Here is a 22,282-nt window from a genome sequence, read left to right as displayed (position 1 = left end):
GCCCGGCGCAGCGGCGTATCCCCAAGGATTGCCCAACGCAGCGCATCATAGCCGCGCTTGGCGGGCAGTGACGGTCTGCTCAGCCACTTTGGAGGCGAGGCTCTGCTGAACCCGGTCGAACCAGCCTTGATCCATGGTCGGGTTTGCCAGGTGAGCGGTGGCGATTTCGACAGCCTTGTCGAGATTATCCTTTGGAACGATCAGTTGCCCATGCAGGTAGTCGGCAGTCACCGACAGCATTCCCTTGGCCTTCAGGTCCGCAAAGGTCTCCACAACCTCTCCAGGTGGAAAACCCTCAGCTCCGCCTGCAAGGATCAGGTCCTTCCCGATGTAGGGCACGGCCTGGTTGACATCGTCGCGCAAGGCCCAGTCGGTTGGCCAGGCGATCTGGATTGCGACATCCTCGGCCTCGGGGATGTAGAGCCGCGCATATTCTATGCCAGCGGGACTGGTCTCGATGGTGGCATCCAGCTTTTCTCCCTCCTGGCATCCTGCCAGCAGGATCATGGCAAAGGCAGCGACGGCGAAGTGCTTCATGGGTTTGGGTCCGTTCCGATAAATGCGATGGCGGTGCGACCGGGGCCTGAAAGGGCCGCGAGAATGATGTCGATGTCTGCGGCATCGATCTGGGTGCCAATCTTTCGCATCTGGCGCTCAGACTTGGGCTCACGAAGTATGGAAACGCGCGACAAGGTGTAATCCGCCATCCAGCGGGCGACTTTTTCCTCATTCGACCAGTCAGGCCAGAAGCCCTCGAACCGTTTGAGAACACGGTCATAGGTCGTTGCAGGCACGCCTCGTGCGGAATTGTTAAGAGCTCCCTCAAAGGCGGATTGCATGGCGGCAAAGCCAATGCCCTTGTCAGGCTCAGCTGAGAAGATCAGCTCGATGTGGCTCTCGTCGACAGGCACGATGGAGATACCAAAGCTCCTGGTGACGAAAGCATCAAAGCGCAATGGCCCTGCAAGCCCGCCTGGCAGATTGGTATCGAGGATATTTCGGGCTAATGCGGCCTGCGCCTCAAGCAGGTCAAAATCGAGGGGCTCCGGCAGGGCAACGACCTTACGCAAGATCATCCGCGGGGCAGCATTCGGGTCAGGATAGCGAAAGATGCGCGTTTCAATCGAGGCCAGGGCGAATGGCGGCGGACCGATGTCTTCCCGCTTGACGTCAAGGTCGGGGAAGCCCGCCTCTTCCACTGCATTGGCCAGTTGAGTTTCTGACACGTTGCCGATCACCAGAAGACGCGCGCGATCGGGGCGGTGGGTTTCGGCGTGCAGGCCCTTGGCGTCATCATAGTTAAGGGCCCGGATCAATTCCGGTGTTCCGATAGGATCGCCTGCGATCTGGTTGCCCTGGTAAAGGAACGCCTCCATCTCCAGCGCGGCATTGGCGTTGATGGTGCCGCCCGTACGCAGATCGTACTCCCGTTCGAGGATATCGCGCTCTTGCTCGGCAAACTCGCGCGGTACCTCAATGGGCTCGAACACCCTCTTCAACCGCCGGAGCATGTCCGCCAAGTCATCGGACGGGCCGGACAGCCGGTAGCCGATGGCATAGTCATTGGTCCAGGCGTTTGTATGGTGCTGCCCGGAACCAACCCGATCATCTCCGACAGCATTAAGCCAGGTGAGATGCTCAAGATAATGATGCCGGACATCCGCACCGCCTGGCACTGGAAAGATGACGTGTATGGTGGGCGGCTGATCTGTGTGCTGCAACGCACCAACTTGCGCATTTGCCAACACACTCGTGAGACCTGCAATCGTTGCGAGAGAACCATAGAGCGACAAAGTCGACGCAACAGAGAAACGACATCTAGCCACGAACCCAGAAAACAAGAACAAGTCGACCACCCCTTTAAGATTTAGAGACGAAAATTATAACAACAAAATACAAAACATAAGTATACTGTAATTCAATAAAAATATTCTATTATTTTTCTCGCAATACTTATAACAAAACCAGAAATAAAATGCGAAACGTAGCAAACAGAAACGACAACAGTAAACTCTAGATACGGCTTATTATTAAACGCACTTGCATCATTTAAGAAATTCGTTGCAAATGCATAAACAAAAAGCCCTGTTAATACTGCTTGAATTTTGCGCAATCTAGCCTCCTGCGGCAACGATCCAGTTCAGACCGTTGCCGCGCTATGATGTTAGCGTGGGCCTAAGTCGCCTTTGCCGCCAAGCTCGTTACCATAAAAGCTATCGTAGTATCCGATTGCCCCGCCAACAACTGCACCACCAGGCCCAGCTACTGCGTCACCAACCAATGCTCCCATGCCGCTCTGGCCCCACGCGCGATCTTGAACACGATCAATCTGCGCTTGAATCTCGCCCTTATACTGGCTGGTTCGATCGCTTTTTTCATGAGAAGAGCTTCCACCAGAAGAGCCTCCACCTGTATCGCCCCCTCCGCCAAAGCTGATGTTGCTATGGAGATCGTGCATAGCCGCCAAAATTGCTTGTGACATTTTGTATGTCCTTCCTGAAACGGACAGGGTCTGCTACCCTTTCCGCGTTGCGTTTTGCCGGGTTTTCCTGCCCGGCGGCACAATCGGGTGGGGGAAGCTGAACCCTTCCCTCACCCACTTCCCGCAGATCAATTCATGCGGGAAACTTGTTTGGCGTCAGTAACGCCAGAAATAGCTGACCGACATGTTCGGGCTGTCCAGCGCATACACCTGATGGAACCAGCCTGCGGGCTGGATGATCAACTCGCCAGGGTTCAGCGTAACCGAGATGCACTTGGCCTCGCGCGCCAGCGGATAGCGTTCAAAGTCCGGGGCTTCGGGCTTGAACCAGCAGGGTTGATACAGGTTGTAGGCCTTCATCGGATAAAGCAGGTCAGCCTGATCGGCCGAGTAAAGGTCCAGCCGTTTGCGCCCCATCACCTGAAACAGAAATCCGGTCAGCGGGTCGCGGTGCAGGCTGGAGGTGGGAACATGCGTGGGCACAGACCCAAGCCAGAGTTGCGGTGGGATGAAGTCCTCACGGTCAAAAAACAGCGGTCCGAAATGCGCTTCCATCGCCTCGGGCAGGATTGCGCCTTCGGTATAGGGCTTGACGAAGCCTTCGATCATCCGGTCGTAGGGATTGGCTTCGAACTCCTTCAATTCGCGCACGAAGTCGGCCATGGTCTGGCGATGCGTGGCTGAGCGGACGCGAACAAGGGAGTCGCCAAAGCGTTCGACAAGTAGGTCAAGTGTCCAGTCGCGGCAGGGCGGTGTCGGCTGCAGCCCGGTCACCACGACAGGTCGGCTTTCTGCCATTGCCTCCAGGATTTGTCTCTGGGTCGGGCAATACAGGTACTCAACCGCGGTCAGGTTGCGATGCCCCAGAGCTGCATGCTGCCGCCCCGCCTTGCGGAAACGCGCCATTGTCCAGTTGCTCGGCCGTACGCAGGATTTGGCCAGATGATTGGCAAGTGCGAGATTGCCTGTGAAGGTGATCGTGCCGATGATGCCGGGATCGCGCCAGTCGAGCGTTTCGAATTCGGCAAACATCCGGCGGATCGTCGCGATGGGGATGGTGACATTCGCTTCGGTCATTTGGTTCATGTCATTGTGTTCGACATGCAGTTCTGCGGCAAAGCGGACGATGAAGCTTTGCTCGGGATACTCAGGGATCGTGACCCGGACCTGACCGGTTATGCCTTCAGGGTTCTCGAACCCACCGCTCATGAGATCAGCGACCCCCTGAATCGCGGCAACATCGGCGTCAAAGGCGCTTCGCGGATAGGCGACGTTCATGCCAGGGCCTCCTCTTGGGCCTTGCGTAGGTTCACGCCTGTCCAGCGGCTGATGCGCCGAACTGTCCCATCCGCGTTGCGGCGCAGGCTAGTAGCGATCTCGCTTGGGAAGATGTTGTGGGTCATGTCGTGCAACACCTCCCGGATGTTTTCATACGGGGTGATCCAGTCGTTGAAGAACAGCCGGTCGCCGCAACACCATTCGTCCCGCTTGAGGGCGCGCCCGGTTGCATGGATGTCGCGCTCAACGTCCATGTTCAACCAAGCCCAGGTGACCATCGCAGTCGGAATGCCCTCTGGCGTCAGATAGAACCGCGCTTGTCCGCGCCAGAGCGCAGGCATGATCTCTACTCGGAAGTAATTACCAAGAGCGCGTTGCCTATGGTATTCGGACTGTGCGAGCAGCTCGAGCGCATACCCTGCGCTGGCATAGTAATCGATGTTCACCATGCCATTTGATCCTGTCGCGAACTGCGAGGGTGGTGTGCCTGAACATCTGTGTCCCGGCCCAGATGACGCTCAAGAGCTGTCTGCAAAAGCAGATGGTCACCAAACGGCGCCGCTTGACGCGTCAAGGTTACTGTGTTGTCGCCTGCCGCCTTGCACCAAGTCGCATAGCCAACCGGGCGGCGTAACGCATCTAGCGCCACAAAGGCGGTCCGGTTCTGCAGGTGCGACAACAGGGCTACATAGTAGTCCCCGACCCGCCGTTCCGATTCACCCTTTCGGAAATCGATGTCGAGCAAGGCCATCACACCGATTGCGCGATAGGCATCAACGGTATTCTGCGCCGTCCCCGATGGCGGGAAAGCTGGAAGATAGTTTCGGGCCCGTCCAGCGGCATCCGCAATTGCGGATATCGGCACAAGGGCCATTGCCCCCGCGCCAGCACTGAAGAGCCGCTTGATGTCACAACCAGCTTGCCAGAGCATAACCGCGGCGGCGCGCGCCAGCGGATAGTTCATCCGATAAGAGTATGTGCTTGTGGGATCTGTCAGGGCACCTTTCAGCAGGCGGCAATCGTCATTGAAGTACTTCTTGTTTTCCTCGCGCCAAACCATCGAGAGCCTTGCGGCCAATGCGCTGTGGTCTCGTCTTGCCCAATCAATGAGCGCGAGTTCGCCTAGGAAGGCGCAGGTTTCGCGAGCGATAGGGGGCATGAAAGACCCGCCTGATAGCTGCAGCTGGACTGCGTGAGCCACTTCATGTGCGAGGCACATCAGATCGGCTTCCGAGCCCTGCCAACCCATTCGGATCTCTGGCGGCACACCGATGCCGTGGTCGACTGTGTGAGGCAGCTCACCTAAGCCAGCATTGCTCCAACGGATCGCTCCAACAAGTTCTGCAACCAAACTGAGCTCAATGCCAAGGGCGCGCGAAAGTGAGGGGCAAACCAAACTGTAGAGCGCAGACTCGATTGACCGACAGCTTGCGCCGATACCCCCCCCCCTGCAAAACCATAGTATTAATTTCAAGCTCAAAAGGAAAAAAACCGAGCTCAATCAATAAAACACAATCCAAGACGATTTCTTCATCCATGTTATGGAAATTAAACCATTCTTTTGTTGTCGACTCAAACCTATTCTGCATAACAATCCTACAGAATTGTCATTATTAACAATGCTAACTTTGCGTAAGATGCACTACGCCTAGGTAGGCGTCAAGCACGTTTTCAGCCTAGAATTGTTTCTCTGGCTCTAATTGCGCCTTGGTCGTGCGGTGCGCTAGGGAACTGTCCGATCTATCGTCCGCGTCCAACGGGACGGCTGAACAGTCTTGGGCGATGACTGCTACTGTTGAGGGGGTGTCGAGCAACAGCAGAATTGAGATGGTCTCGGGGGCGGTGGGCAGATCGGTGCCGCTTTGCTGCTTGAAGAGCGCACAGCAGATGCTGACCGCGACGCGGGGCCCAAGCTATTGCTCCACTCGGCAGTGCTTCGACTATCGGCGGCTGTTAGTTCAGCTCGATCGCGAAGGAAAGCCTGCGGGCCTCAACTGAAACCACCGGCTCGCTCACAGCGATGAAGGGCCGTCCGCGCGCGAGCGCCGGGCGCGTGCAACGCTATGTTGGCTTTATACCACGACAACGATGTCGACTGGCGCCACATCGCGCCCGGAAAGCCCATGCAGAACGGCCTAGTGGAGTGTGTCATAGGTCGCATGCGCCGCGATCCCTGAAACAAGACGCTCTTCTCTGATTTTGAGGACGCTCGGGCAAGATCACGGCTTAGGTCACAGGCTTCAACACAGCGCGCCACATTCGGCGGTCGGATACATCACGCCGGCTGCCCACCCGGCCAATGTCACGCAAACGGATGGTCGGCTGCGGAACCCGCGAGCTCCGCCGATCGTCCGATGCCATAACTGCACCACAACGAGTAAAACCTTTGGAGGCTCCGACCGCCGCTGGTTGATAATCCTGTGGCAGGTCAAGTGCTAGCACGAGGCCGTGACCTACTGCGTTTTGCTACTGTAAAAACATCGGTTGGGGACGGTATGACATGGACGGATACGGATCGGCGCGGATGCGAGGCCGCCGAAAAACGTGAATATCCCCATAGGGTTACAAGACCCGTGAGGACTGAGCAGACTTATGGCGATATGCTGGAAAAGGGAAGTGGTGCCCAGAGCCGGAATCGAACCAGCGACACGCGGATTTTCAAGCATCGCGTATCCCAGCTAGGGCAACACCTTACCCACGAATGCGCTGTCAAACCCGGTACGGAAAATCAATGGCTTAGCCGGGCTTTGTCAAACCGGTTTGCGCCCCTTTCGGCAAGGGGGGCGGCATGACAAACGTGCTTCCTCTCCGGCGCGAACGCGGTCCGTCCGCCGTGCATACAATCCAGTACAGCGACAAGTTGGCTTGGATCGGCAAGGTCGCAACGGACCTTGAGCTGACCCCGTCTGATCTGAGGATCGCTGTTGTCCTGTCCGGCTACATCAACACGCAGGACGGTCGCGCCTGGCCGTCGCACGCCACCCTTGCCGAGGCCTCCGGCCTTAACGAGCGGACGGTGACACGCGGCCTGAAGGCTCTGGTGGCGCGTGGCTACCTGTCGCTTGAGAAGGGGAGCGGTCGCGGGAGCTGCAATGTCTACACGTTCCAGCCCGTCGATGCCGATGTTGCACCGCTGCCGACCGATGGCCCTGCCCCTGTCGAGGCACCTGAAAAGGGTGACAAAAGTTACCGTGAACCGGAACGAAAGGGTGACAAAAGCTACCGTGAAAGGGTGACAAATCCTGCCCGAAAGGGTGACAAAAACAGCCCCCTAACTAGAATAAATAATATAAATAAAAAAACCAAAGGCGCGGGCACGCGCGAGGCCCTGCCGGAGCGCAGCAGGCCAGCACCTGGACCTTCCAAGCCGAAGCCACTTCCCAAACCGAAAGCGCACTTCGTCGCCACTGACGATCCGCGCTATCCGACACTTGCGGCCATTCACGAACGGATTCGCAAAAGGCCGCCGGTCGAAGTGAGGATCAACGGCAAGCTGGGCTTCCCGTTCGCTCTGGACATCTTCGACGAACTCGACCGGCAGGCGTCTGCGGCGCTGCCCGATGGCTGGGAAGGGGTGAGCTGATGCCCGGCTGGCCCTACAACACTGCCACCTGGAAGCGGCTGCGGCTTGCGAAGCTGTCGGCAAGCCCCGTCTGCGAAGTGTGCGCCCGGCGCGGTGTGGTGAAGGCCGCGACGGTTGTCGATCACAAGGTGGCCATCAACGCCGGAGGCGATCCGTTCCCGCCGCTCGACGGGCTGACCGCGATGTGCATCCCCTGCCACAACAGCAAAACCGCAGCCGTTGACCGCAAGACCGCGCTGCCATTTGCGCGGCGCATGAAGGGCTTCGACATTGAGGGCAACCCGCTCGATGACACGGACGAATGGCATACGGGGGCCGGGGGCGGGCAAAATCACCAGAACGGGAAAGCCCGGATACCGTCCGGGAAGTCACTTTCGCACTTAGTTTCGTCCAGAAACTTGGATGAAGCCTCTGACAACGTTGATGATTTGGGGTTTGCCTGATGGCTGTCCGGGGCATAGGGGCCAAGCCGCTTTCGGAACGCGGCAAGATCGACGTTCGGACGGTGAAGCCCTGGGAGGAACCTGGGCTGACGCGGGCGGGCCGCGTGATTGCCTTCCTCGAGGATCTGCCGATCACGGCGGGCAGCCTTGCCGGGACGACGATGAAAATCCGCCCCTGGCAGCGCGCGTTCCTTGAGGAAGTCTATGCCGAGGACGAAAACGGGCGGCGGCCGGTGCGGACGGCGGTGCTGTCCATGGGCCGCAAGAACGGCAAGACGCAGCTGGCCGCCGGGCTGGCGCTTTGTCACCTGATGGGACCGGAGGCCGAACCGCGTGGCGAGGTGTATTCGGCGGCGCTGACACGCGATCAGGCGGCCAAGCTGTTTCAGGAGATGACGGCGATCCTGCAAGCGCATCCGGAGCTTGATGACCGGGCGAACGTGATCCGGCACAGCAAACAGGTCGAGGTGTTGTTCGGTGATGGCGCTGGTTCGATCTATGCCGCCCTGTCGGCGGATGCCGGATCGAAGATGGGTCTAAGCCCGTCCTTTGTCGTCTATGACGAACTTGGAAGCGCGCCGAACCGCGACCTTTTTGACGCGCTGGATACGGCCACCGGCGCGCGCGACAACCCGCTGATGATGTGCATTTCAACGCAGGCAGCGGCGGACCATCACGTGTTTTCCGAGCTGATCGACTACGGGCTGAAGGTGCAGGCGGGCGATGTGGATGACCCGTCCTTCCATCTGACGCTCTATGCCGCGCCGGTTGATGCTGATCCGTGGGAACCGGAGACCTGGGAGGCGGCAAACCCGGCGCTTGGTGACTTCCGCAGCCTCGACGATGTGACCCGGCAGGCGGCACAGGCGCGCCTGGTGCCGTCAAAGGAATCCGCCTTCCGCAACCTGATCCTGAACCAGCGCGTGGCCGCTGTATCCCGCTTCATTCACAAGGTCGAATGGGAGAAATGCGGCACCGCGCCGGACCTTGCCGCCTTGCGGGGCCGCACGTGTTTCGGCGGCCTCGACCTGTCGGCAGGCCGCGACCTGACGGCGTTCGTTCTGGTGTTCCCTGGTGAAGGGCGCATGTTCGATGTGGTGTCGCGGTTCTACTTCCCCGAGGCGGCGGTGAAAGAACGCAGCGAAGAGGACCGCGTGCCGTACGATCTATGGGCGCGGCAGGGGTACATCACGCTCATTCCTGGCGCGACCATCGACCCCGGCTTTGTCGCGCATGAGCTTGCCGAGGCCGCGAGCACGTACGATTTGCAGAAGCTGGCTTATGACCGCTGGCGTATCGAAGACCTGCGGCGCGAGCTAAGCTTGCTGGGCGCGGGGCTGCCGCTGGAGCCCTTCGGCCAAGGCTTCCGCGATATGGCCCCTGCGGTGGACCTTCTGGAACGCTGCGTCGCGGAAGGCCTGCTGCGACACGGCGGCAACCCCGTGCTCAAAATGTGCGCCACCAATGCCGTGGTGACGCGCGATCCGGCGGGCAACCGAAAGCTCGATAAGAGCAAGGCAAACGGCAGGATTGACGGGCTTGTCGCGCTCGCCATGGCGCTGGCCGTCAGCGGGCGTCAGGAGGAAGAGCTTCTTCCGGCGTGCCTGGCGCAATTCCTTGACGGGTGACATGGTGTCACCCGTAGTCTAGGAATTTCTTAGAGGCTGCCTCAAAAAGAGGTGGGTGATTTCAACAGGTTATGGTTCCTTCGGATTTGCGAGATTCGATGGAGTTCAGAATGGCCTGGAGCGAAATCACCCGTCGGTACTATGCCCGGCGGACGGCACGCTATGCAAGCGACATGACAGATCGGGAATGGGCACTGGTTGAGCCTTTTCTGCCCATGCCCCGCCGCCTGGGTCGCCCGCGGACCACGGACTTGCGTGAGGTCGTCAACGCGCTGCTTTACATCGCTACGACCGGTTGCCAGTGGCGCATGCTGCCGAAGGATTTTCCACCGTGCTCGACCGTCCAGCGCTATTTCTATGAATGGCGGGCGTTGGGGCTGTGGTCACGCATCAACCACCATCTGGTTATGGAAGCCCGCGAACTGGAGGGCAGAGAGGCCTCACCGACGGCCGGTGTCATCGACAGCCAGAGCGTCAAAACCACCGAAAGCGGCGGTATCCGGGGCTATGACGCGGGGAAGAAAACCAAAGGCCGCAAGCGCCACATCATCGTCGATACGCTCGGCCTGATGGTTGGCCTCATGGTGCATGGGGCCGATATCCAGGATCGCGATGGCGCTCCCGATCTGCTGAAATCCATCCGCCACAGGTGGCCGTGGTTGCTGCACGTCTTCGCCGATGGCGGCTATGCGGGCGATAAGCTGAAGCGACGGCTGAAGAAGATCGGGCGCTGGACGGTTGAGATCATCAAGCGCTCGGACAAGGCGAAAGGCTTCGAAGTCCTACCGCGCCGCTGGGTCGTCGAAAGGACCTTCGCCTGGCTCGGCAGATGCCGCAGATTGGCAAAGGATGTCGAAAAGTCCATCGCCTCATCAGAGGCTTGGATCATCATCGCCCACATTCGCCTGATCACAAGGCGACTTGCAAGGTACGGTTATCGTTGAAGGCTTTTCGAGTCCGACTCTTAGCTTTCTGCCGAGTCACGCTTTTCGATGGCCGCTTTGCTCCTATCTGAGATTTTTTGATACAAGTCGTCAGCCGCGCGGGGTTCAGTTATTAATCTTTGGCATATTCTATTAATGAAATGCAGTAATATTTCCGAATTCTCTATGGTATCTTCACTATTAATGCGTTCCGGATGAACTGCGTCATTTCCCGCTAATCGTATATAATCAAGCATTTGCTGTGTGTCGGTCGAAATTCCTGACTTAACAAGAGCCTTTATTTTTTCATCAAGCCGACTTTGCTTGAAGCCCAGTGCAATACATAGCTGTTCAAGCCCCAGTCGAGCAAGTGCAGATGATGCGCGGGGAGAAGTCTTAAGTACTGAGACGGCCTCTAGAAATGTAACCTTTACATCATTCGGCATGTCAGGGTGCGGCTGAATTTCGCTATACTTTGGAAATATAATTGAATTTTTGTACCATACAGCCACTGATCCGCAATGCTCGCAGTTGGAAAACGACAGATGCTTTACGGATCGCCCGTCCCCAAGGGGGCTATCAGATTTGAAAAGATGAATTGGCCGATCTATCCACTGGCTCTTAGCTCTATTTTCGCCAATTACATCGTCGTAAATTTGTTTTTGCTTTGCATCTATGATTGATTGATTTCTGAGGTGTTGATCTAGTGTAATAGCATTGACCATCGTGTGTGCAGCGGCGCGATACCATGTTTGATGTGCGGTAACATTGCATGAAGGGCACGTAAAAGCTCTCTTAGAAGCGCTTGGCGGAATGATGCTTGGCGACATATTTGGATTCCTTTGGCTTCTACTGAAAGTCAACGATACGTAGAGTAGTAACCCCGACGATGCCGGTGGAGTTTAGCCTTTAAGCTGACGTGCCTTTGATCTTCTTCAGTCGCACACCCGGGCCTTCCCCATTTTCGTCGATGAAGATCACGCCCGCAGTTTCGAGGGCCGCGCGGATCGCGTCAACCGTGCGTGGTTTGAGTTCGTCGCCACGCTCTAAGCGTGAAATAGTCGCGGGCGCGACTTTTGCTAGCTCAGCCAGTTCCCTGACGCCTATCCCCAATGCCACGCGAGCCATTTTGCATTGCACAGGCATCATTTTATAACACCGCTCTAAATTTAACTTGACGCGCGCGCACAAGCGCACGAAACATTACACCGTAATCATTTTGTAGCACAGGAGCAACGCGATGGGCGAGCCCTTCCGCGAACAGCCGAGTCATGCCCCGTTGTGGCTGACCATCGAACCGAGGGCGCGGCGCGACATCGAGCGCGCTGCGGCGCACCTGGCCGCCTTCCTGCGGGTGCTGGATGGCGAGGCTGAAACGCGCACCAAAACACACAACACCGACGAGGAGGAATGACCATGACCGACGTTGCCGACGACCAGAACGAGGCCACCGGACCGCGCCACCGGATCGACGCGTTTGTCGATGCCGAGGGCCATTGCATCGACCTTTCCGGCCTGCTGGACGCCTTCGCGCTGCTGGCGGACGGGCTCGACAGCCCCCGCGCGGGCGCGCTTCAGGCCATCGTCACCGCCTGCCGCGACAAGCTGGTGTTGATCGAGGCGGCGCTTGATGTGGCAAGGCAGGAAGCGTTCCGCGAGTTCAAGCGGCATTGATAGGAGTGTGGGAGAACGTGGTGCTTGCCGCGCTTTTTAAATCGTGGTATCTATCACGAAACTTTAGAGGCGCATCATGCGATACACCCTGACATTGACAGCCTTCACGCCCGCGCAAGCCGAGCGGATTTCGGGAATTGCGCTTGCGACCCAACGAGACTACCGCCGCCGTGGATACCTGCCCCAGAACGAGGGGCACGCCCGGTTCAACGCCTTCGACCTGGCGGAAATGCTCGTCTTGAACGAGCTGGCGGCTAAGGGGATCGGTCCGAAGGAAGGGCTTGAGGTGTCTAAGGCCTGTGCCGTCGGTATCGTCTACAACGCGCTTGCCCATGTCGAGGCTTATGAAGGTGATCACCTCAGAGCTTACGAATGGAATGCAGTGGCATTTCCCGGCGGGATTCCATGGGCCGTCAAGGCGGATTGGCTGCGCAAGACGCTTTTGACGCAACATGGGTATCATGCAGCCCCTGCTCATCTTTTTTGCTGGTGGGCGGATGGCTCTAAAACCTTTGAGGAGGGAATACTTGTTCCCAGCGATCCTTCCGGCGTCCTCGATCAACGTTGGTGCGGTCCTGTTGTTGTTCTGAGCCTCAAAGAACTTGGCTTGATGATGCTTAGGCGCGCCGGTGTTGGTCTTGTTCATTTTGAGCTTGAGCAGAGCGAATAGACAGCTTCCCGCGCGCATTTGTGAGGCCTCGCCAGTGGGCCAACAACGGAAAGGCTGTCTCCGGGCGCGGGCTTGAATTTGACACCGGGCAAGGCGGCTGAACTGGCACCAATTCACCGGACGCGCCAAGGCGGCGCGACATGACGCAAGGGCCGATTGTGGCCGAAGTTGGAACGAAAGGTGTAGAAAATGCCGACAAAACGGGAACTTGAACTGAGAAGCCAGCTCGACCGCACATGGGACGAGATCAAGGCCTTGAATGCCAAGGCTGCGCTTGACCCTGCCGACGAGCAGCGGTTCAACACGCTTCAGGGTGAGGTCATCGACCTCGACGACAAGCTGAACCGCGAGAAGCGCGTTGCCGAGATCATGCGCAAAGATGAACGCGGCGAGCGGGTGGACGGCGGCGCATTTGGCCGCGACTTGCGCAGCTACAAGGTTGCTAATCTGGTGCAGGGCGCGGCGTCCGGCCGACCGACGGGCTTTGAAGGGGAGGTTTCTGACGACCTGAAGCGTGGCCGTGAAAGCCGGTCTGGCGAGGCTGGAATCCACGTGGCCATCCCGGTTGAGGTGTTGCTTCCCGAGACCCGAAGCCAGACCGTGGGTACACCATCGGCGGGCGGCTTCATGGTGCCGACGACGATTGCCGCCGTTGCGGACCGGTTCCGCCCGGCGCTGAAGGTGGAGCAGATGGGCGCGACGGTGCTGCGCAATCTGACCGGCTTCCTCGAACTGCCCAATCTTGCGTCCAGCGGCTCCGCGTCCTGGGTGGCAGAAAACGGCAACGCGGCCCGGTCGGCAGCGGCATTCGAGAAAGTCTCGATGGGGCCGAAGACGATTACCGCTGAGTACCGTCTGTCCCGCCGCCTGCTGCTGCAATCCGGTCAGGCCATCGAAGACATTTTGCGCCGTGATCTTGGCTTCCTGCTGGCGCAGGGCCTCGACAGCGCGGCCATCGCTGGCACCGGCACCGGGGCAGAGCCGCGCGGCCTGCTGGCAACTTCGGGTGTGGCCAAGGTCAACACTGAGACGGCCTTTTCGGACACGACCGCCAACCTCATGGCCGAACTTGAGCGCGATGACGTGACCGGGACCACGGCCTTCTTGACGCATCCGAACGTCATGCGCATGGCGCGCGGGCTGAAAGACGGGGATGGCCACGTTATGCCCATGGGCGAGCTGTTCCACGGTGGCCGTGTCGAGACCTCGACGCAGGTGCCGAACGACCTTGGCGCGGGCAACGATAAGTCGGCGCTGATCTATGGTCAGTGGTCTGAACTTTATGTTGGGTACTGGTCTGCGGTCGATATCCTTCTGAACCCCTACCATCCGGATGTGGCCTCCAACGGTGGCGTTCTGATGCATGTGTTTCTGGATGTGGACGTTGCCGTCCGGCATCCCGAGGCCTTCGCTTACGCGGAGGTGTGATCATGGTGACGCTCGCAGAGGCGAAGGCGCATAGCCGCATTGATTTCGACGATGAAGACGCTGTCGTTGCGCAGGCCGTCGCGGCGGCGGGCGATCATCTGAAGTCCGTTGGCGTCGATATCGACGCCAATCCCCTGCCGCCAGCCGTCAAACAGGCGTGGCTGCTGCTGTTCGGCCATTTCTATGAAAACAGAGAGGCGACCGGCAAGGACTCCTTCCCGATTGCCTTTGGCGTTGATCGCCTGATCGCGCCATATCGGAGGCTCGGGATATGACCAGCACGCTTGAAAAGCGCGGCGCGGCGCTGGAGTTGCGCGCCAAGGGGCGCAAGCTGGAGGGCTATGCCGCCACCTTCCGGCAACCGGCGGTCATCGCCGGACGTTTCATTGAGACCATCGCGCCGGGGGCCTTTGCGGGCTCCCTGCGCGCCGGGCGCGATATCCTCGCCCTTGTCGATCACGATCCGGGCCGCGTCCTGGCGCGCACACGCTCCGGCACGCTGCGGCTTGCCGAGGATAGCCGCGGCCTCGCGTTTGATCTGGACGTTCCGGACACTGCGGCTGGCCGCGACGTGCTGGCACTGGCTGAGCGTGGCGACATTGGCGGCATGTCCTTCGGCTTCACCGCACTGGACGAACAGCGCGACGGCGACCGGCGTGAACTTCGGGCCGTCGAATTGCATGAAGTTTCCGTGGTTCTCGGGTGGCCGGCCTATGACGGCACCGTCATTCAAGCCCGCGCGCGGGAGCGGGAAGACGCCTTGCGCGCCCGCATTGCCCGGACGCTGCGCATTCTGGAGCTGACAAAATGAGCTTCCTCGACCGCCTGTTTAATCGCGAAAAGCGCGCCGCCGTCCGTTCGGATGACGCCTATCTGGCCGGATTTTTCGGCCAGCGCGCGGGCCTTGGCGCGGCTGTCGATCCGGCGCGGGCCAGTGGGCTTTCTGTTTCCAATGCCTGTATCAACAGCATTAGCCAGAACCTGGCGGGGGTTCCGTTGAACCTGTACCGGCGCGCTGCCGATGGCGGACGCGAGCGGGCTTCGGATCATCCGCTTTATGGCGTGCTGCATGACATGGCGAATCCGCAGATGACGGCCTTCGAGGCGCGCGAGCTGATGACGGCGTCGTTCCTGATCACTGGCAACGCTTTTGCCCGGATCGAATGGAACGGGCGCGGCCAAGTGGCGGCGCTGTGGCCGATTGATCCGGGCTCGGTCGCGGTCGAGCGGCTCTCGTCCGGGCGGCTGCGTTACCGCGTCAGCACCGGCGCTGCATCAAGCGACGTGCTGCTTCAGGATGAAATGCTTCACTTGCGCTATCGCCTCGACCGAAGCGGCGTCATGGGCTTGTCGCCCATTGCCATTGCCCGCGAAACCTTCGCGCTGGCGCTGACGCAGCAGGAAACCGCCGCGAAACAGGCGGCGAATTCGTTCAAGCCGGAAGGCGCGCTGGTGTTTCCCTCGCTCCTTAAACACGAGCAGCGGGAACAATTAATCCGTACGCTTGAGGCCAAGGTAAATTCAAACGATGGCACGCGCGGCGTTTTTGTTCTCGATAACGGTATGGACTGGAAGTCCTTCAGCTTTTCCGCGCGGGATGCCGAGTTTCTGGAGAGCCGCAAGCTGACCAACCTCGACATTTGCCGGGTCTGGGGCGTGCCGCCAACCGTGGTCGGCATTACCGACCACGCGACCTATTCCAACACCGATCAGGAAAGCCGGGCGCTCGTCGTGCGCTGCCTGGCGCCTATGGCCAAGCGGATCGAACAGGCGATGAACGCCGCGTTGCTGACGGCGGACGCGCGCAAGAGCCTGTTTATAGAACACGATCTTGCCGGGCTTCTGCGGGGCGATATGGCGGCCAGATACGCGGCCTATGCCGTGGGCCGGAACGGCGGCTGGCTGTCTGTGAACGAAGTTCGGGCATGGGAAAACCTGCCGAAGATCGACGGCGGCGACGACTACCTGTCGCCTCTCAACATGACGGCGGCAGGGGCCGAACAGGGGGAGCGGGGCGAATGAATCGCGCGGTCATCGAAGTGAAAGCGAAGCCGTTTCGCCTTCTGTCTCGCGACGATGCAGCAGCCTATTGCGGCCTGCCGCCGAAGCGTTTCGAGGCGCTATGCCCTGTCGCGGCGATCCTGCATGCGACCGGCAAGAGGGTGTTTGATGTCCATGATCTGGACCGCTGGATTGACGGCCTCAAAGCCAATGCCGCGGATACGGACGCGGACATTCTGGACAGATTGGGGTGAGCGATGAAGGCGGGGAAATGGTGGCCCAAAGGCTTCCGCGTCTGGGTGGACAATAAGCCACCTTTCCGCACACGGTGCCAGCACCGCAAAAGCGGGGTCATGGTCGACCTGGTGAAGTTCCCGCACGCAACAGCAGCATTCTATGCCGAATGCGCCCGACTGGACGCGGCGCACGCGCCGGACACGGTAAAGCCCGGCACGCTGGCCGCGATCGTTGAAGGCTATCGCGGCAGCCGCGCTTTCCTCGACCTCGCGCCGCGCACGCGTGCGGATTACCAGAAAATCTTCGACTACCTCCACCCGATCCGCGACACGGAACTGACCCGTTTCACGACGCCCTTCATCGTCAAGCTGCGTGATCGCGCACATGACCAAAAGGGCGAACGGTTCGGGACGTATGTGAAGGCGGTGCTGTCTGTCGTGTTCGGATGGGCGCGGGAACGTGGTTTCGTGGCGGACAATCCCGCCAAGGGCGTTAAGGGCGTCAAGCGGCGCAAGGATCGCCCGGACGCAAACCGGCCCTGGAGCGACGGCGAGCGGGATGCCGTTCTTGCCGCTGCCCCGCCGCACATGCGCCCGGCGCTGGCCGTCATGATGTTCACCGGCCTTGCGCCTGGCGATGCCTTGAGCCTGCCGCGCGGCTGCTGGCAGGGCGGATCAATCGAAGTCCGGCGCAACAAGACCGGCGTTGCTGTGTCCTGGCCTGTCATCGCGCCGCTGAAGGCGATCCTTGATGACGCTCCGGCCCATGACGCGGTGACGCTGTGTGCCAGCTCTCGTGGGCGTCCTTGGACTATCGACGGCTTCCGGGCGAGCTGGCGCACGCTGCGCAGCGATCTGGAAGCGGCCGGGCGCGTGCAACCTAACCTGACCTTGTACGGCCTGCGGCACACCGTGGCGACGATCCTTCGGGAAGCCGGGCTGGATGAACGCGCCATCGCGGATGCGCTCGGGCAGAAGACGGAAGCCATGGCGCGCCACTACTCGAAGGGCGCGAGCCTTCGCAAGAAAATGGGCGGCGTAGCAGCCGCTTTCGAGACTGAAGTGAACAACCGGCGAACAGGAAGTGTCAAACCGACAGCCTGAAAACGTCAAACCCAGAAGGTGACGCCGTGACTAGCTTGGAAAATGTCGGGAAAATCAATAGGAAGAATGGTGCCCAGAGCCGGAATCGAACCAGCGACACGCGGATTTTCAATCCGCTGCTCTACCAACTGAGCTATCTGGGCACTTCTTCAAGGCGCTGTCCGGAGGCCGCAACCGCCGGAAGCCCGGGTCTTATAGGAGACAAATCCGGCCTTGTCCAGCACCCCGGCAAAACTTTTCGGCCTGGGGAAAACTCTTTTCCCGAAGGGTCCGGAGCCGCGGTTTATTCCGTGTCCTCAAAAGCTTAGCGGCGGACCGGTGACCCGCTCCGCCGCTGTCTTTCAAGGCTTCTCGCTGCATGCGATGGCGAGGGTCAGGGCTTCTCGCCAACCACGATACCCGTTGCCGACCAGGCCCCATCAAAGGCCGAGAAGCCACCGACAACACCATCGATCGGGCTGTTCGGCCCCTCCACCAGCGAGGCATTGAAGCTGCCGGTCATGGTGGCGCCGTCTGTAATCGAGCCGCTGAGCCGGTTCTTGTCATCGAGCAGACTTCCGGCCGTAAGGGCCGAGGTGAAGTTCCGGCCGTCGAAGTCGGAAATGGCGGCGGTTCCATTGCGGGCGGCAAAGTCGACCGACATCGAGAAATCACCGGCCGCCAGATACTGCGCCCCGCCATTGACCACCGATCCGACCGCATGGCCGGTGTAGGTGGCCGTGCCGGTTGTCGGCATGTCGCCCGGCCCCAGAATCCGCCCGGCCGCCCAGGTCCCCAGATGCACCTGGTTCAGCGTGTCTGGCGCCGATGGTGCGGGATTGTCCGTGGCAATGCTTGTGCCCCAGTAGCCCCACTCCAGGAAGGAGCAGGTGCATTTCTGGCCCGGCGCGAACAGACCCGCATCGCCATTCGCCACCATTGTCGAGGGCAGGAAGTAGCTGGTTGCCTTGGCATCCAGCGAAGAATTTCCGGCATTGTCGGTCAGTGTCGGAGAGCTGGAGCTAGAGTTGCTTTCCAGGGCTGCATAACGGTCGTCATCGATGAACACCGACCGGCGCGGATCTTCGATTGCCGTCGACTCATCGCCAAAACTGATGTCCAGCGTCTTGCCTTGGTCGGTGCTGCTGACCGGATCGTCCTGATAGCCGGTTTCGGTCAGCCGCATGCTGGCGCTGACCGACTTGCGCGTCGCATCGAAATCCAGCGACATGTCGAGCGGATGTACCGTTGTCAGAACGGTTTTGCTCAGTCCGCCGGAGCCATCTGGCTGTTGCAGCACACCCGCGCCATAGCCGGCAATGCCACGATCCGAGCGGGTCAGCGTCGTGCTGTCGGTATAGCTCAGCAGATTGGCGATATGCATCGAGCTTGCAAACTGCTTTGACAGCGGCATACCGGAGGGCACGACGGCAAAGCTGTCGTGGTAGGGCTGGTTGCCGAGGTCTGCGCTCAGGATGAAGTTCTGTGCGTTGTTTCCAAACGCATGGGCGCCGTCGGTTCCGGCCACAGACTTGATCCGGCCCGTGAAATTGGCAGAGGACTCGACGCTGCTCGACCGGTAGCCACCGCGGCGGTTTCCTTGCATCTTCAGTGACACGGTGTCGTCAAACACCTCGCCGGCAAACAGGCTGACAAGCGACTTCTGCTGGCTGCCCTTGCCTTCAATGAGGAACGATGAGGCCAGCGCAAGCGGCTTGGTCGAGACCGCTGACCCGGTCCCCTCCAGCACCGACAGGCCTGAACTCTGCACGTCAGCCATGAAGTCCATTCCAAGTGCTTCGGTTGCAACCGGGTTCATGAACAGGGCTTTGGAACTCAGGATCCGCAGCGTGCCGCCACTTTCGTCCTCACCAAAACGGATCGCCTGCTGCATGTCGCCTTCCAGCGTGTAGGTGCGCAGCTTGGGCGTCCCGCTGGTCACGACCATCGACGAGAAGCTCGTGGGGGTTCCACCAAACAGATACATGATGTCATCGAGATCGCCATCGAACGTCGGCTCTGAATCGGGTGCAGAAGCCGCCTGATAGGCAAGCGCGAAGAAATTATGCGCGCCGCGGTAATAGGCACCGCGCCCGATATGGGTGATCGTGCCTTGCGTCGAGGCGTTGATTGTCGGCAACACGGGAACGCTGTCGATTGCCAGCGCGCCGAAGTGCTTGCCGGTGCTGGTGATGGCCGACAGGAAATAATGCATCCCGCTGGACGTCGGCACCGGAACGGACACCTGCCCCCCATTTGCCGTTCCGCGCAGGATGGCACCCGCCGTCGTCGCCGCGCTGGACATGGCGGCGTTGGCGTTCGATTGAAGCGTCAGCGTCACGTCAGCTGTGGTGCTGCCGTTGTTGCCAATGATGCCTTGCGCGCCCGGATTGGAGACGATCGCCGATCCGCCCGGAACTTCATAGAACCCGGGACTGCCGAACAACGCCCGAGCCTGCACCTCCTCCGTTGTCGGAGTTGGCGTCGGATTGGGATTAGGGTTCGGGTTCGGGTTGGGCGTCGGATCAGGAGACGGCGTCGGAGTTGGCGTCGGCTCAGGCTTCGTCGGTTCGTTGGGATCCGGAGTCGGATCCGGTGTCGGATCTGGCGACGGCGTGGGGTTCGGCGATGGCGTCGGATCAGGAGACGGCGTCGGGTCCGGGGTCGGCTCCGGCTTGGGATCGGGCTTCTTGACGTCGGGAACCTTGTCCAGCTGCGCCACCTGGATCAGGGTGCTGTCCACCTGTTCCAGCTCAGTTGCGCGCACGACCTGCGGCTTGGGAACGGGAACCGCGCGGATGATGCCCAGCCCCGAATTCACGCCCTGAATGCCGGAACTTGCGACCTGCTCATCGGTCGGTGGCTTCGGAATGCCACCGTTTTGTCCAGGGCGACCGCCGAGAGCGTTCTGGATCCCGCCGAGATCGTTGCGCGTCGTGCGGCGCACCTCGCTGCCCGATCCGCCTTCGCCAACAGCAATCGTGTAGCCGGCCTCATAGACGCGCTGACGCGCGCCGCCGCGCCCGGTGAAGGTCAACTCCTTGCCATAGATCAGAGAAAACGCTGCCGAGTTGCCCTTCACATCAATGTTCGCAATGCCACCGCGAATGCCGATGGTGCCGACGGGCGTCTTCACGTTGACGCCATCCTGGTTCTTCGACAGCTTGCCGCCGACAAAGCGCGCAACGCCCTTGCCGAAGGACGCCACCAGCTTGCCGGTGCCTGCAGCCGGATCATAGACGAATTCGTCGATCACCAGATTGGAGTTAGCCCCAACCGTGAAGGTCGAACCATCGACAAGCAGCACCTGAACGAGACCGGAGCCTCCCGTCTCGATGCGTTCCTTGTAGATGATGTTATTGCCGAGAATGATCGTGCGGGTTGGCAGACCGGGCGGTGTGCCCAGCGCCTGCTTGTTGACGGCGGCGGCAACACCGACGTCCTGATTGGCCATGGCCGGGCTGGCAAAGCCGCCCAGCGACGTCAGGGCAAGAAGAGTAGCAACAAGGCGCGTGTTCACCGGCAATACTCCTAGAACCGCTGCATCAGCGTCACCATGCCAAGGGCATTGGTGTAATCGTTCAGATCGTAATTGGACTGCTGGCGGCGCAGTTCGCCGGTCAGCGCAACGGCTGTTCCCTTGCTGCCGACCGGCATGGTCAGCACCGTGCGCGCCCAGGCTTCATTGTCTCGCTGGCTGCGGCTGCGGTTCACAAGCGGATCAGGCCGGGAAAAGCCACGGCGGCTGTAGCCTGCCTCAAGATCGATGGACCACGGACCGGCGTCGGGCCCGAACGGCGAGCTGAACCGGTAGGTCAGACCCGCCGAGACGCCAGCCTCAAGGCTGCGCTTCCAGGCCACCTGTGCATCCTCATAGTCGAGCATAAGGGAAAGCCGTCCGGAAAACGCGGCTGTAAACCGGTGATGATAGGTCGAGACGGCGCGCAGTGCGTAACCCGCCCGGTCGGATGCCGTGGGATAGCGGACCGTATCGTTGAACCAGCGCCGGCGGACTTCGAGCCGCGCGTTGATTTCGTCGCGCTCCATGACCTTCATGCCGAGACGAACGCCTGCGCCAATCGCGCCGCTGTAGTTGGCGCCATCAAGGCGGATGCCATTCGCGATGCCATAGAGGCCGAGCCTTGCATCGTCGATGCCGATCCGGGCAAGGTTCAGCGTCGGGCCGAAGGTCAGTTCGGCCATTTCCGTGTTGAGCCGGTCCAGCTTGCCGTACCGCGCGCCATAGAAGACCAGATCGGCCTCCAGCGTGTCCCCCTGCAGGCCCAGATCGTAGGAAAAGTGCACGTTGCCGGAGAGGAAGCCATTGACGTCCGCCTTGCCGGTCGAAGTGTCGTCGAGCAGGAAGGTGTTGCCATTCAGCTGGATCCGCCGGCCTTCCGGTGAGGCATTGGCATTCGACTGCACACGCACGCCCGTTGTCAGCATGCCGCTGACCTTGGCCGGCGCTTCCTTCTTGGCGATGGCGGCAAGGTACAGATTGACCCGCTCAGCCACCTGTGGCGGAACGTTGGGCGCTGCCAGCGCGCTCTCGAAATAGGTCGCCGCGACGTCCTCCGCCCCCAACCGGAGATACAGGACACCCAGCTCCAGCTGCACGCGCGGCAAGCCCGGCGCAAACACCAGCATCCGCTCCAGCGTGCTGATCGCCGCCTCGTGGTCTCCGACCTGCGCAGAAACCATCGCATATTCAAATGCGGCGTCGAGATTGGCCGGATCAGCCAGCGAGGCCTTGAGCAGCGCGGCCTGTCGCGCTTTCAGCTCGGTCGTGCCGAACACAGCCCCTTGGGCAAACGCCGGCGCCGCAACCGGCGCAGCGAACAGCATCGCGAGCC

Annotated in this window: 23 protein-coding genes, 1 tRNA gene and 1 pseudogene; 14 read left to right on the top strand and 11 right to left on the bottom strand. The window is 60.2% G+C overall.

Annotated elements, in window-relative coordinates:
• Positions 1 to 45 precede the first annotated feature (45 nt).
• The 6 genes from OVA12_RS20620 to OVA12_RS20595 form a co-directional block, all read right to left on the bottom strand.
• Positions 46 to 537 (bottom strand): hypothetical protein, encoded by a 492-nt coding sequence (locus tag OVA12_RS20620; RefSeq protein WP_268140522.1) that lies wholly within the window; start codon positions 535 to 537, stop codon positions 46 to 48.
• Positions 534 to 1,847 carry a hypothetical protein gene (locus OVA12_RS20615; RefSeq protein ID WP_268140521.1) on the bottom strand — a complete coding sequence of 438 codons (1,314 nt, stop codon included), beginning with the start codon at positions 1,845 to 1,847 and terminating at the stop codon, positions 534 to 536. The genes OVA12_RS20620 and OVA12_RS20615 overlap by 4 nt, the downstream gene beginning before the upstream one ends.
• A 317-nt stretch (positions 1,848 to 2,164) precedes the next feature.
• Positions 2,165 to 2,482, bottom strand: coding sequence for a hypothetical protein (locus tag OVA12_RS20610; protein ID WP_268140520.1), 318 nt, complete (start codon positions 2,480 to 2,482; stop codon positions 2,165 to 2,167).
• Between the two features lie 156 nt (positions 2,483 to 2,638).
• Positions 2,639 to 3,760: a cupin-like domain-containing protein gene (locus OVA12_RS20605; RefSeq protein ID WP_268140519.1), complete on the bottom strand. Its 1,122-nt coding sequence runs from the start codon at positions 3,758 to 3,760 to the stop codon at positions 2,639 to 2,641.
• Entirely contained in the window at positions 3,757 to 4,209 is a 453-nt protein-coding gene (locus OVA12_RS20600; protein WP_268140518.1) for a toxin-activating lysine-acyltransferase, read from the bottom strand. Before OVA12_RS20600 ends, OVA12_RS20605 begins: the two co-directional genes overlap by 4 nt.
• Positions 4,203 to 4,919, bottom strand: a complete 717-nt coding sequence (locus OVA12_RS20595) for a hypothetical protein (RefSeq protein ID WP_268140517.1) — start codon at positions 4,917 to 4,919, stop codon at positions 4,203 to 4,205. Before OVA12_RS20595 ends, OVA12_RS20600 begins: the two co-directional genes overlap by 7 nt.
• A gap of 898 nt (positions 4,920 to 5,817) precedes the next feature.
• Here OVA12_RS20595 and OVA12_RS20590 point away from each other — a divergent pair.
• From OVA12_RS20590 to OVA12_RS20570, 5 genes and pseudogenes are all read left to right on the top strand, one after another.
• Positions 5,818 to 5,931, top strand: a pseudogene (locus OVA12_RS20590) (integrase core domain-containing protein); the annotation flags it as partial.
• 617 nt (positions 5,932 to 6,548) lie between these two features.
• Positions 6,549 to 7,343, top strand: coding sequence for a helix-turn-helix domain-containing protein (locus OVA12_RS20585; protein WP_268140516.1), 795 nt, complete (start codon positions 6,549 to 6,551; stop codon positions 7,341 to 7,343).
• Positions 7,343 to 7,786, top strand: coding sequence for an HNH endonuclease (locus OVA12_RS20580; protein WP_268140515.1), 444 nt, complete (start codon positions 7,343 to 7,345; stop codon positions 7,784 to 7,786). Before OVA12_RS20585 ends, OVA12_RS20580 begins: the two co-directional genes overlap by 1 nt.
• The gene (locus tag OVA12_RS20575) at positions 7,786 to 9,414 is read left to right on the top strand and encodes a terminase large subunit (RefSeq protein ID WP_268140514.1); all 1,629 of its coding nucleotides are present in this window, start codon (positions 7,786 to 7,788) and stop codon (positions 9,412 to 9,414) included. The genes OVA12_RS20580 and OVA12_RS20575 overlap by 1 nt, the downstream gene beginning before the upstream one ends.
• 110 nt (positions 9,415 to 9,524) lie before the next feature.
• Entirely contained in the window at positions 9,525 to 10,358 is an 834-nt protein-coding gene (locus OVA12_RS20570) for an IS5 family transposase (protein WP_268138618.1), read from the top strand.
• Positions 10,359 to 10,378: 20 nt separating this feature from the next.
• Here the strand turns inward: OVA12_RS20570 and OVA12_RS20565 are convergent, their stop codons facing one another.
• A complete protein-coding gene (locus OVA12_RS20565; protein WP_268140513.1) occupies positions 10,379 to 11,167 on the bottom strand; it encodes a DUF4145 domain-containing protein in 789 nt (262 codons plus the stop codon).
• 79 nt (positions 11,168 to 11,246) lie between these two features.
• Positions 11,247 to 11,486, bottom strand: a complete 240-nt coding sequence (locus OVA12_RS20560; protein WP_268140512.1) for a helix-turn-helix domain-containing protein — start codon at positions 11,484 to 11,486, stop codon at positions 11,247 to 11,249.
• Between the two features lie 91 nt (positions 11,487 to 11,577).
• On the opposite strand from OVA12_RS20560, the gene OVA12_RS20555 reads away from it, so the two are divergent.
• The 9 genes from OVA12_RS20555 to OVA12_RS20515 all read left to right on the top strand — a co-directional run bounded on the left by OVA12_RS20555 (position 11,578) and on the right by OVA12_RS20515 (position 17,450).
• Positions 11,578 to 11,751 (top strand): hypothetical protein, encoded by a 174-nt coding sequence (locus OVA12_RS20555; protein ID WP_268140511.1) that lies wholly within the window; start codon positions 11,578 to 11,580, stop codon positions 11,749 to 11,751.
• A 2-nt stretch (positions 11,752 to 11,753) separates the two neighbouring features.
• Positions 11,754 to 12,011: a hypothetical protein gene (locus OVA12_RS20550; protein WP_268140510.1), complete on the top strand. Its 258-nt coding sequence runs from the start codon at positions 11,754 to 11,756 to the stop codon at positions 12,009 to 12,011.
• Positions 12,012 to 12,087: 76 nt separating this feature from the next.
• Entirely contained in the window at positions 12,088 to 12,681 is a 594-nt protein-coding gene (locus tag OVA12_RS20545; protein ID WP_268140509.1) for a hypothetical protein, read from the top strand.
• Between the two features lie 189 nt (positions 12,682 to 12,870).
• Positions 12,871 to 14,109: a phage major capsid protein gene (locus OVA12_RS20540; protein ID WP_268140508.1), complete on the top strand. Its 1,239-nt coding sequence runs from the start codon at positions 12,871 to 12,873 to the stop codon at positions 14,107 to 14,109.
• Positions 14,110 to 14,111: 2 nt separating this feature from the next.
• On the top strand, positions 14,112 to 14,384 hold the full coding sequence (locus OVA12_RS20535; RefSeq protein WP_268140507.1) for a head-tail connector protein: 273 nt from the start codon (positions 14,112 to 14,114) through the stop codon (positions 14,382 to 14,384).
• On the top strand, positions 14,381 to 14,920 hold the full coding sequence (locus OVA12_RS20530) for an HK97 family phage prohead protease (protein ID WP_268140506.1): 540 nt from the start codon (positions 14,381 to 14,383) through the stop codon (positions 14,918 to 14,920). The genes OVA12_RS20535 and OVA12_RS20530 overlap by 4 nt, the downstream gene beginning before the upstream one ends.
• Positions 14,917 to 16,131 carry a phage portal protein gene (locus OVA12_RS20525; RefSeq protein WP_268140505.1) on the top strand — a complete coding sequence of 405 codons (1,215 nt, stop codon included), beginning with the start codon at positions 14,917 to 14,919 and terminating at the stop codon, positions 16,129 to 16,131. The genes OVA12_RS20530 and OVA12_RS20525 overlap by 4 nt, the downstream gene beginning before the upstream one ends.
• Positions 16,128 to 16,364, top strand: coding sequence for a hypothetical protein (locus OVA12_RS20520; protein ID WP_268140504.1), 237 nt, complete (start codon positions 16,128 to 16,130; stop codon positions 16,362 to 16,364). Before OVA12_RS20525 ends, OVA12_RS20520 begins: the two co-directional genes overlap by 4 nt.
• Positions 16,365 to 16,463: 99 nt before the next feature.
• Entirely contained in the window at positions 16,464 to 17,450 is a 987-nt protein-coding gene (locus OVA12_RS20515) for a tyrosine-type recombinase/integrase (protein WP_268140503.1), read from the top strand.
• A gap of 67 nt (positions 17,451 to 17,517) precedes the next feature.
• Here OVA12_RS20515 and OVA12_RS20510 read toward each other — a convergent pair.
• From OVA12_RS20510 to OVA12_RS20500, 3 genes are all read right to left on the bottom strand, one after another.
• Positions 17,518 to 17,593, bottom strand: a tRNA-Phe gene (locus OVA12_RS20510).
• Between the two features lie 230 nt (positions 17,594 to 17,823).
• Positions 17,824 to 20,949, bottom strand: a complete 3,126-nt coding sequence (locus OVA12_RS20505; RefSeq protein WP_268140502.1) for a FecR domain-containing protein — start codon at positions 20,947 to 20,949, stop codon at positions 17,824 to 17,826.
• Between the two features lie 11 nt (positions 20,950 to 20,960).
• Positions 20,961 to 22,274: a tetratricopeptide repeat protein gene (locus tag OVA12_RS20500; RefSeq protein WP_268140501.1), complete on the bottom strand. Its 1,314-nt coding sequence runs from the start codon at positions 22,272 to 22,274 to the stop codon at positions 20,961 to 20,963.
• Between the last annotated feature and the right edge of the window lie 8 nt (positions 22,275 to 22,282).

It is taken from the genome of Pannonibacter sp. SL95 (assembly GCF_026672425.1).
Classification (GTDB): Bacteria; Pseudomonadota; Alphaproteobacteria; order Rhizobiales; family Stappiaceae; genus Pannonibacter.
This window is presented reverse-complemented; position numbering and strand designations above follow the sequence as displayed.

Bases quoted from the DNA above. Each gene is read 5' to 3' on its own strand.
- OVA12_RS20500 (WP_268140501.1), bottom strand. From the start codon at position 22,274: ATGCTGTTCGCTGCGCCGGTTGCGGCGCCGGCGTTTGCCCAAGGGGCT.
- OVA12_RS20515 (WP_268140503.1), top strand. From the start codon at position 16,464: ATGGTCGACCTGGTGAAGTTCCCGCACGCAACAGCAGCATTCTATGCC.
- OVA12_RS20530 (WP_268140506.1), top strand. From the start codon at position 14,381: ATGACCAGCACGCTTGAAAAGCGCGGCGCGGCGCTGGAGTTGCGCGCC.
- OVA12_RS20605 (WP_268140519.1), bottom strand. From the start codon at position 3,760: ATGAACGTCGCCTATCCGCGAAGCGCCTTTGACGCCGATGTTGCCGCG.
- OVA12_RS20575 (WP_268140514.1), top strand. From the start codon at position 7,786: ATGGCTGTCCGGGGCATAGGGGCCAAGCCGCTTTCGGAACGCGGCAAG.
- OVA12_RS20580 (WP_268140515.1), top strand. From the start codon at position 7,343: ATGCCCGGCTGGCCCTACAACACTGCCACCTGGAAGCGGCTGCGGCTT.
- OVA12_RS20570 (WP_268138618.1), top strand. From the start codon at position 9,525: ATGGCCTGGAGCGAAATCACCCGTCGGTACTATGCCCGGCGGACGGCA.
- OVA12_RS20620 (WP_268140522.1), bottom strand. From the start codon at position 537: ATGAAGCACTTCGCCGTCGCTGCCTTTGCCATGATCCTGCTGGCAGGA.
- OVA12_RS20535 (WP_268140507.1), top strand. From the start codon at position 14,112: ATGGTGACGCTCGCAGAGGCGAAGGCGCATAGCCGCATTGATTTCGAC.
- OVA12_RS20610 (WP_268140520.1), bottom strand. From the start codon at position 2,482: ATGTCACAAGCAATTTTGGCGGCTATGCACGATCTCCATAGCAACATC.
- OVA12_RS20550 (WP_268140510.1), top strand. From the start codon at position 11,754: ATGACCGACGTTGCCGACGACCAGAACGAGGCCACCGGACCGCGCCAC.
- OVA12_RS20560 (WP_268140512.1), bottom strand. From the start codon at position 11,486: ATGATGCCTGTGCAATGCAAAATGGCTCGCGTGGCATTGGGGATAGGC.
- OVA12_RS20540 (WP_268140508.1), top strand. From the start codon at position 12,871: ATGCCGACAAAACGGGAACTTGAACTGAGAAGCCAGCTCGACCGCACA.
- OVA12_RS20520 (WP_268140504.1), top strand. From the start codon at position 16,128: ATGAATCGCGCGGTCATCGAAGTGAAAGCGAAGCCGTTTCGCCTTCTG.
- OVA12_RS20600 (WP_268140518.1), bottom strand. From the start codon at position 4,209: ATGGTGAACATCGATTACTATGCCAGCGCAGGGTATGCGCTCGAGCTG.
- OVA12_RS20585 (WP_268140516.1), top strand. From the start codon at position 6,549: ATGACAAACGTGCTTCCTCTCCGGCGCGAACGCGGTCCGTCCGCCGTG.
- OVA12_RS20565 (WP_268140513.1), bottom strand. From the start codon at position 11,167: ATGTCGCCAAGCATCATTCCGCCAAGCGCTTCTAAGAGAGCTTTTACG.
- OVA12_RS20555 (WP_268140511.1), top strand. From the start codon at position 11,578: ATGGGCGAGCCCTTCCGCGAACAGCCGAGTCATGCCCCGTTGTGGCTG.
- OVA12_RS20595 (WP_268140517.1), bottom strand. From the start codon at position 4,919: ATGCCCCCTATCGCTCGCGAAACCTGCGCCTTCCTAGGCGAACTCGCG.
- OVA12_RS20525 (WP_268140505.1), top strand. From the start codon at position 14,917: ATGAGCTTCCTCGACCGCCTGTTTAATCGCGAAAAGCGCGCCGCCGTC.
- OVA12_RS20545 (WP_268140509.1), top strand. From the start codon at position 12,088: ATGCGATACACCCTGACATTGACAGCCTTCACGCCCGCGCAAGCCGAG.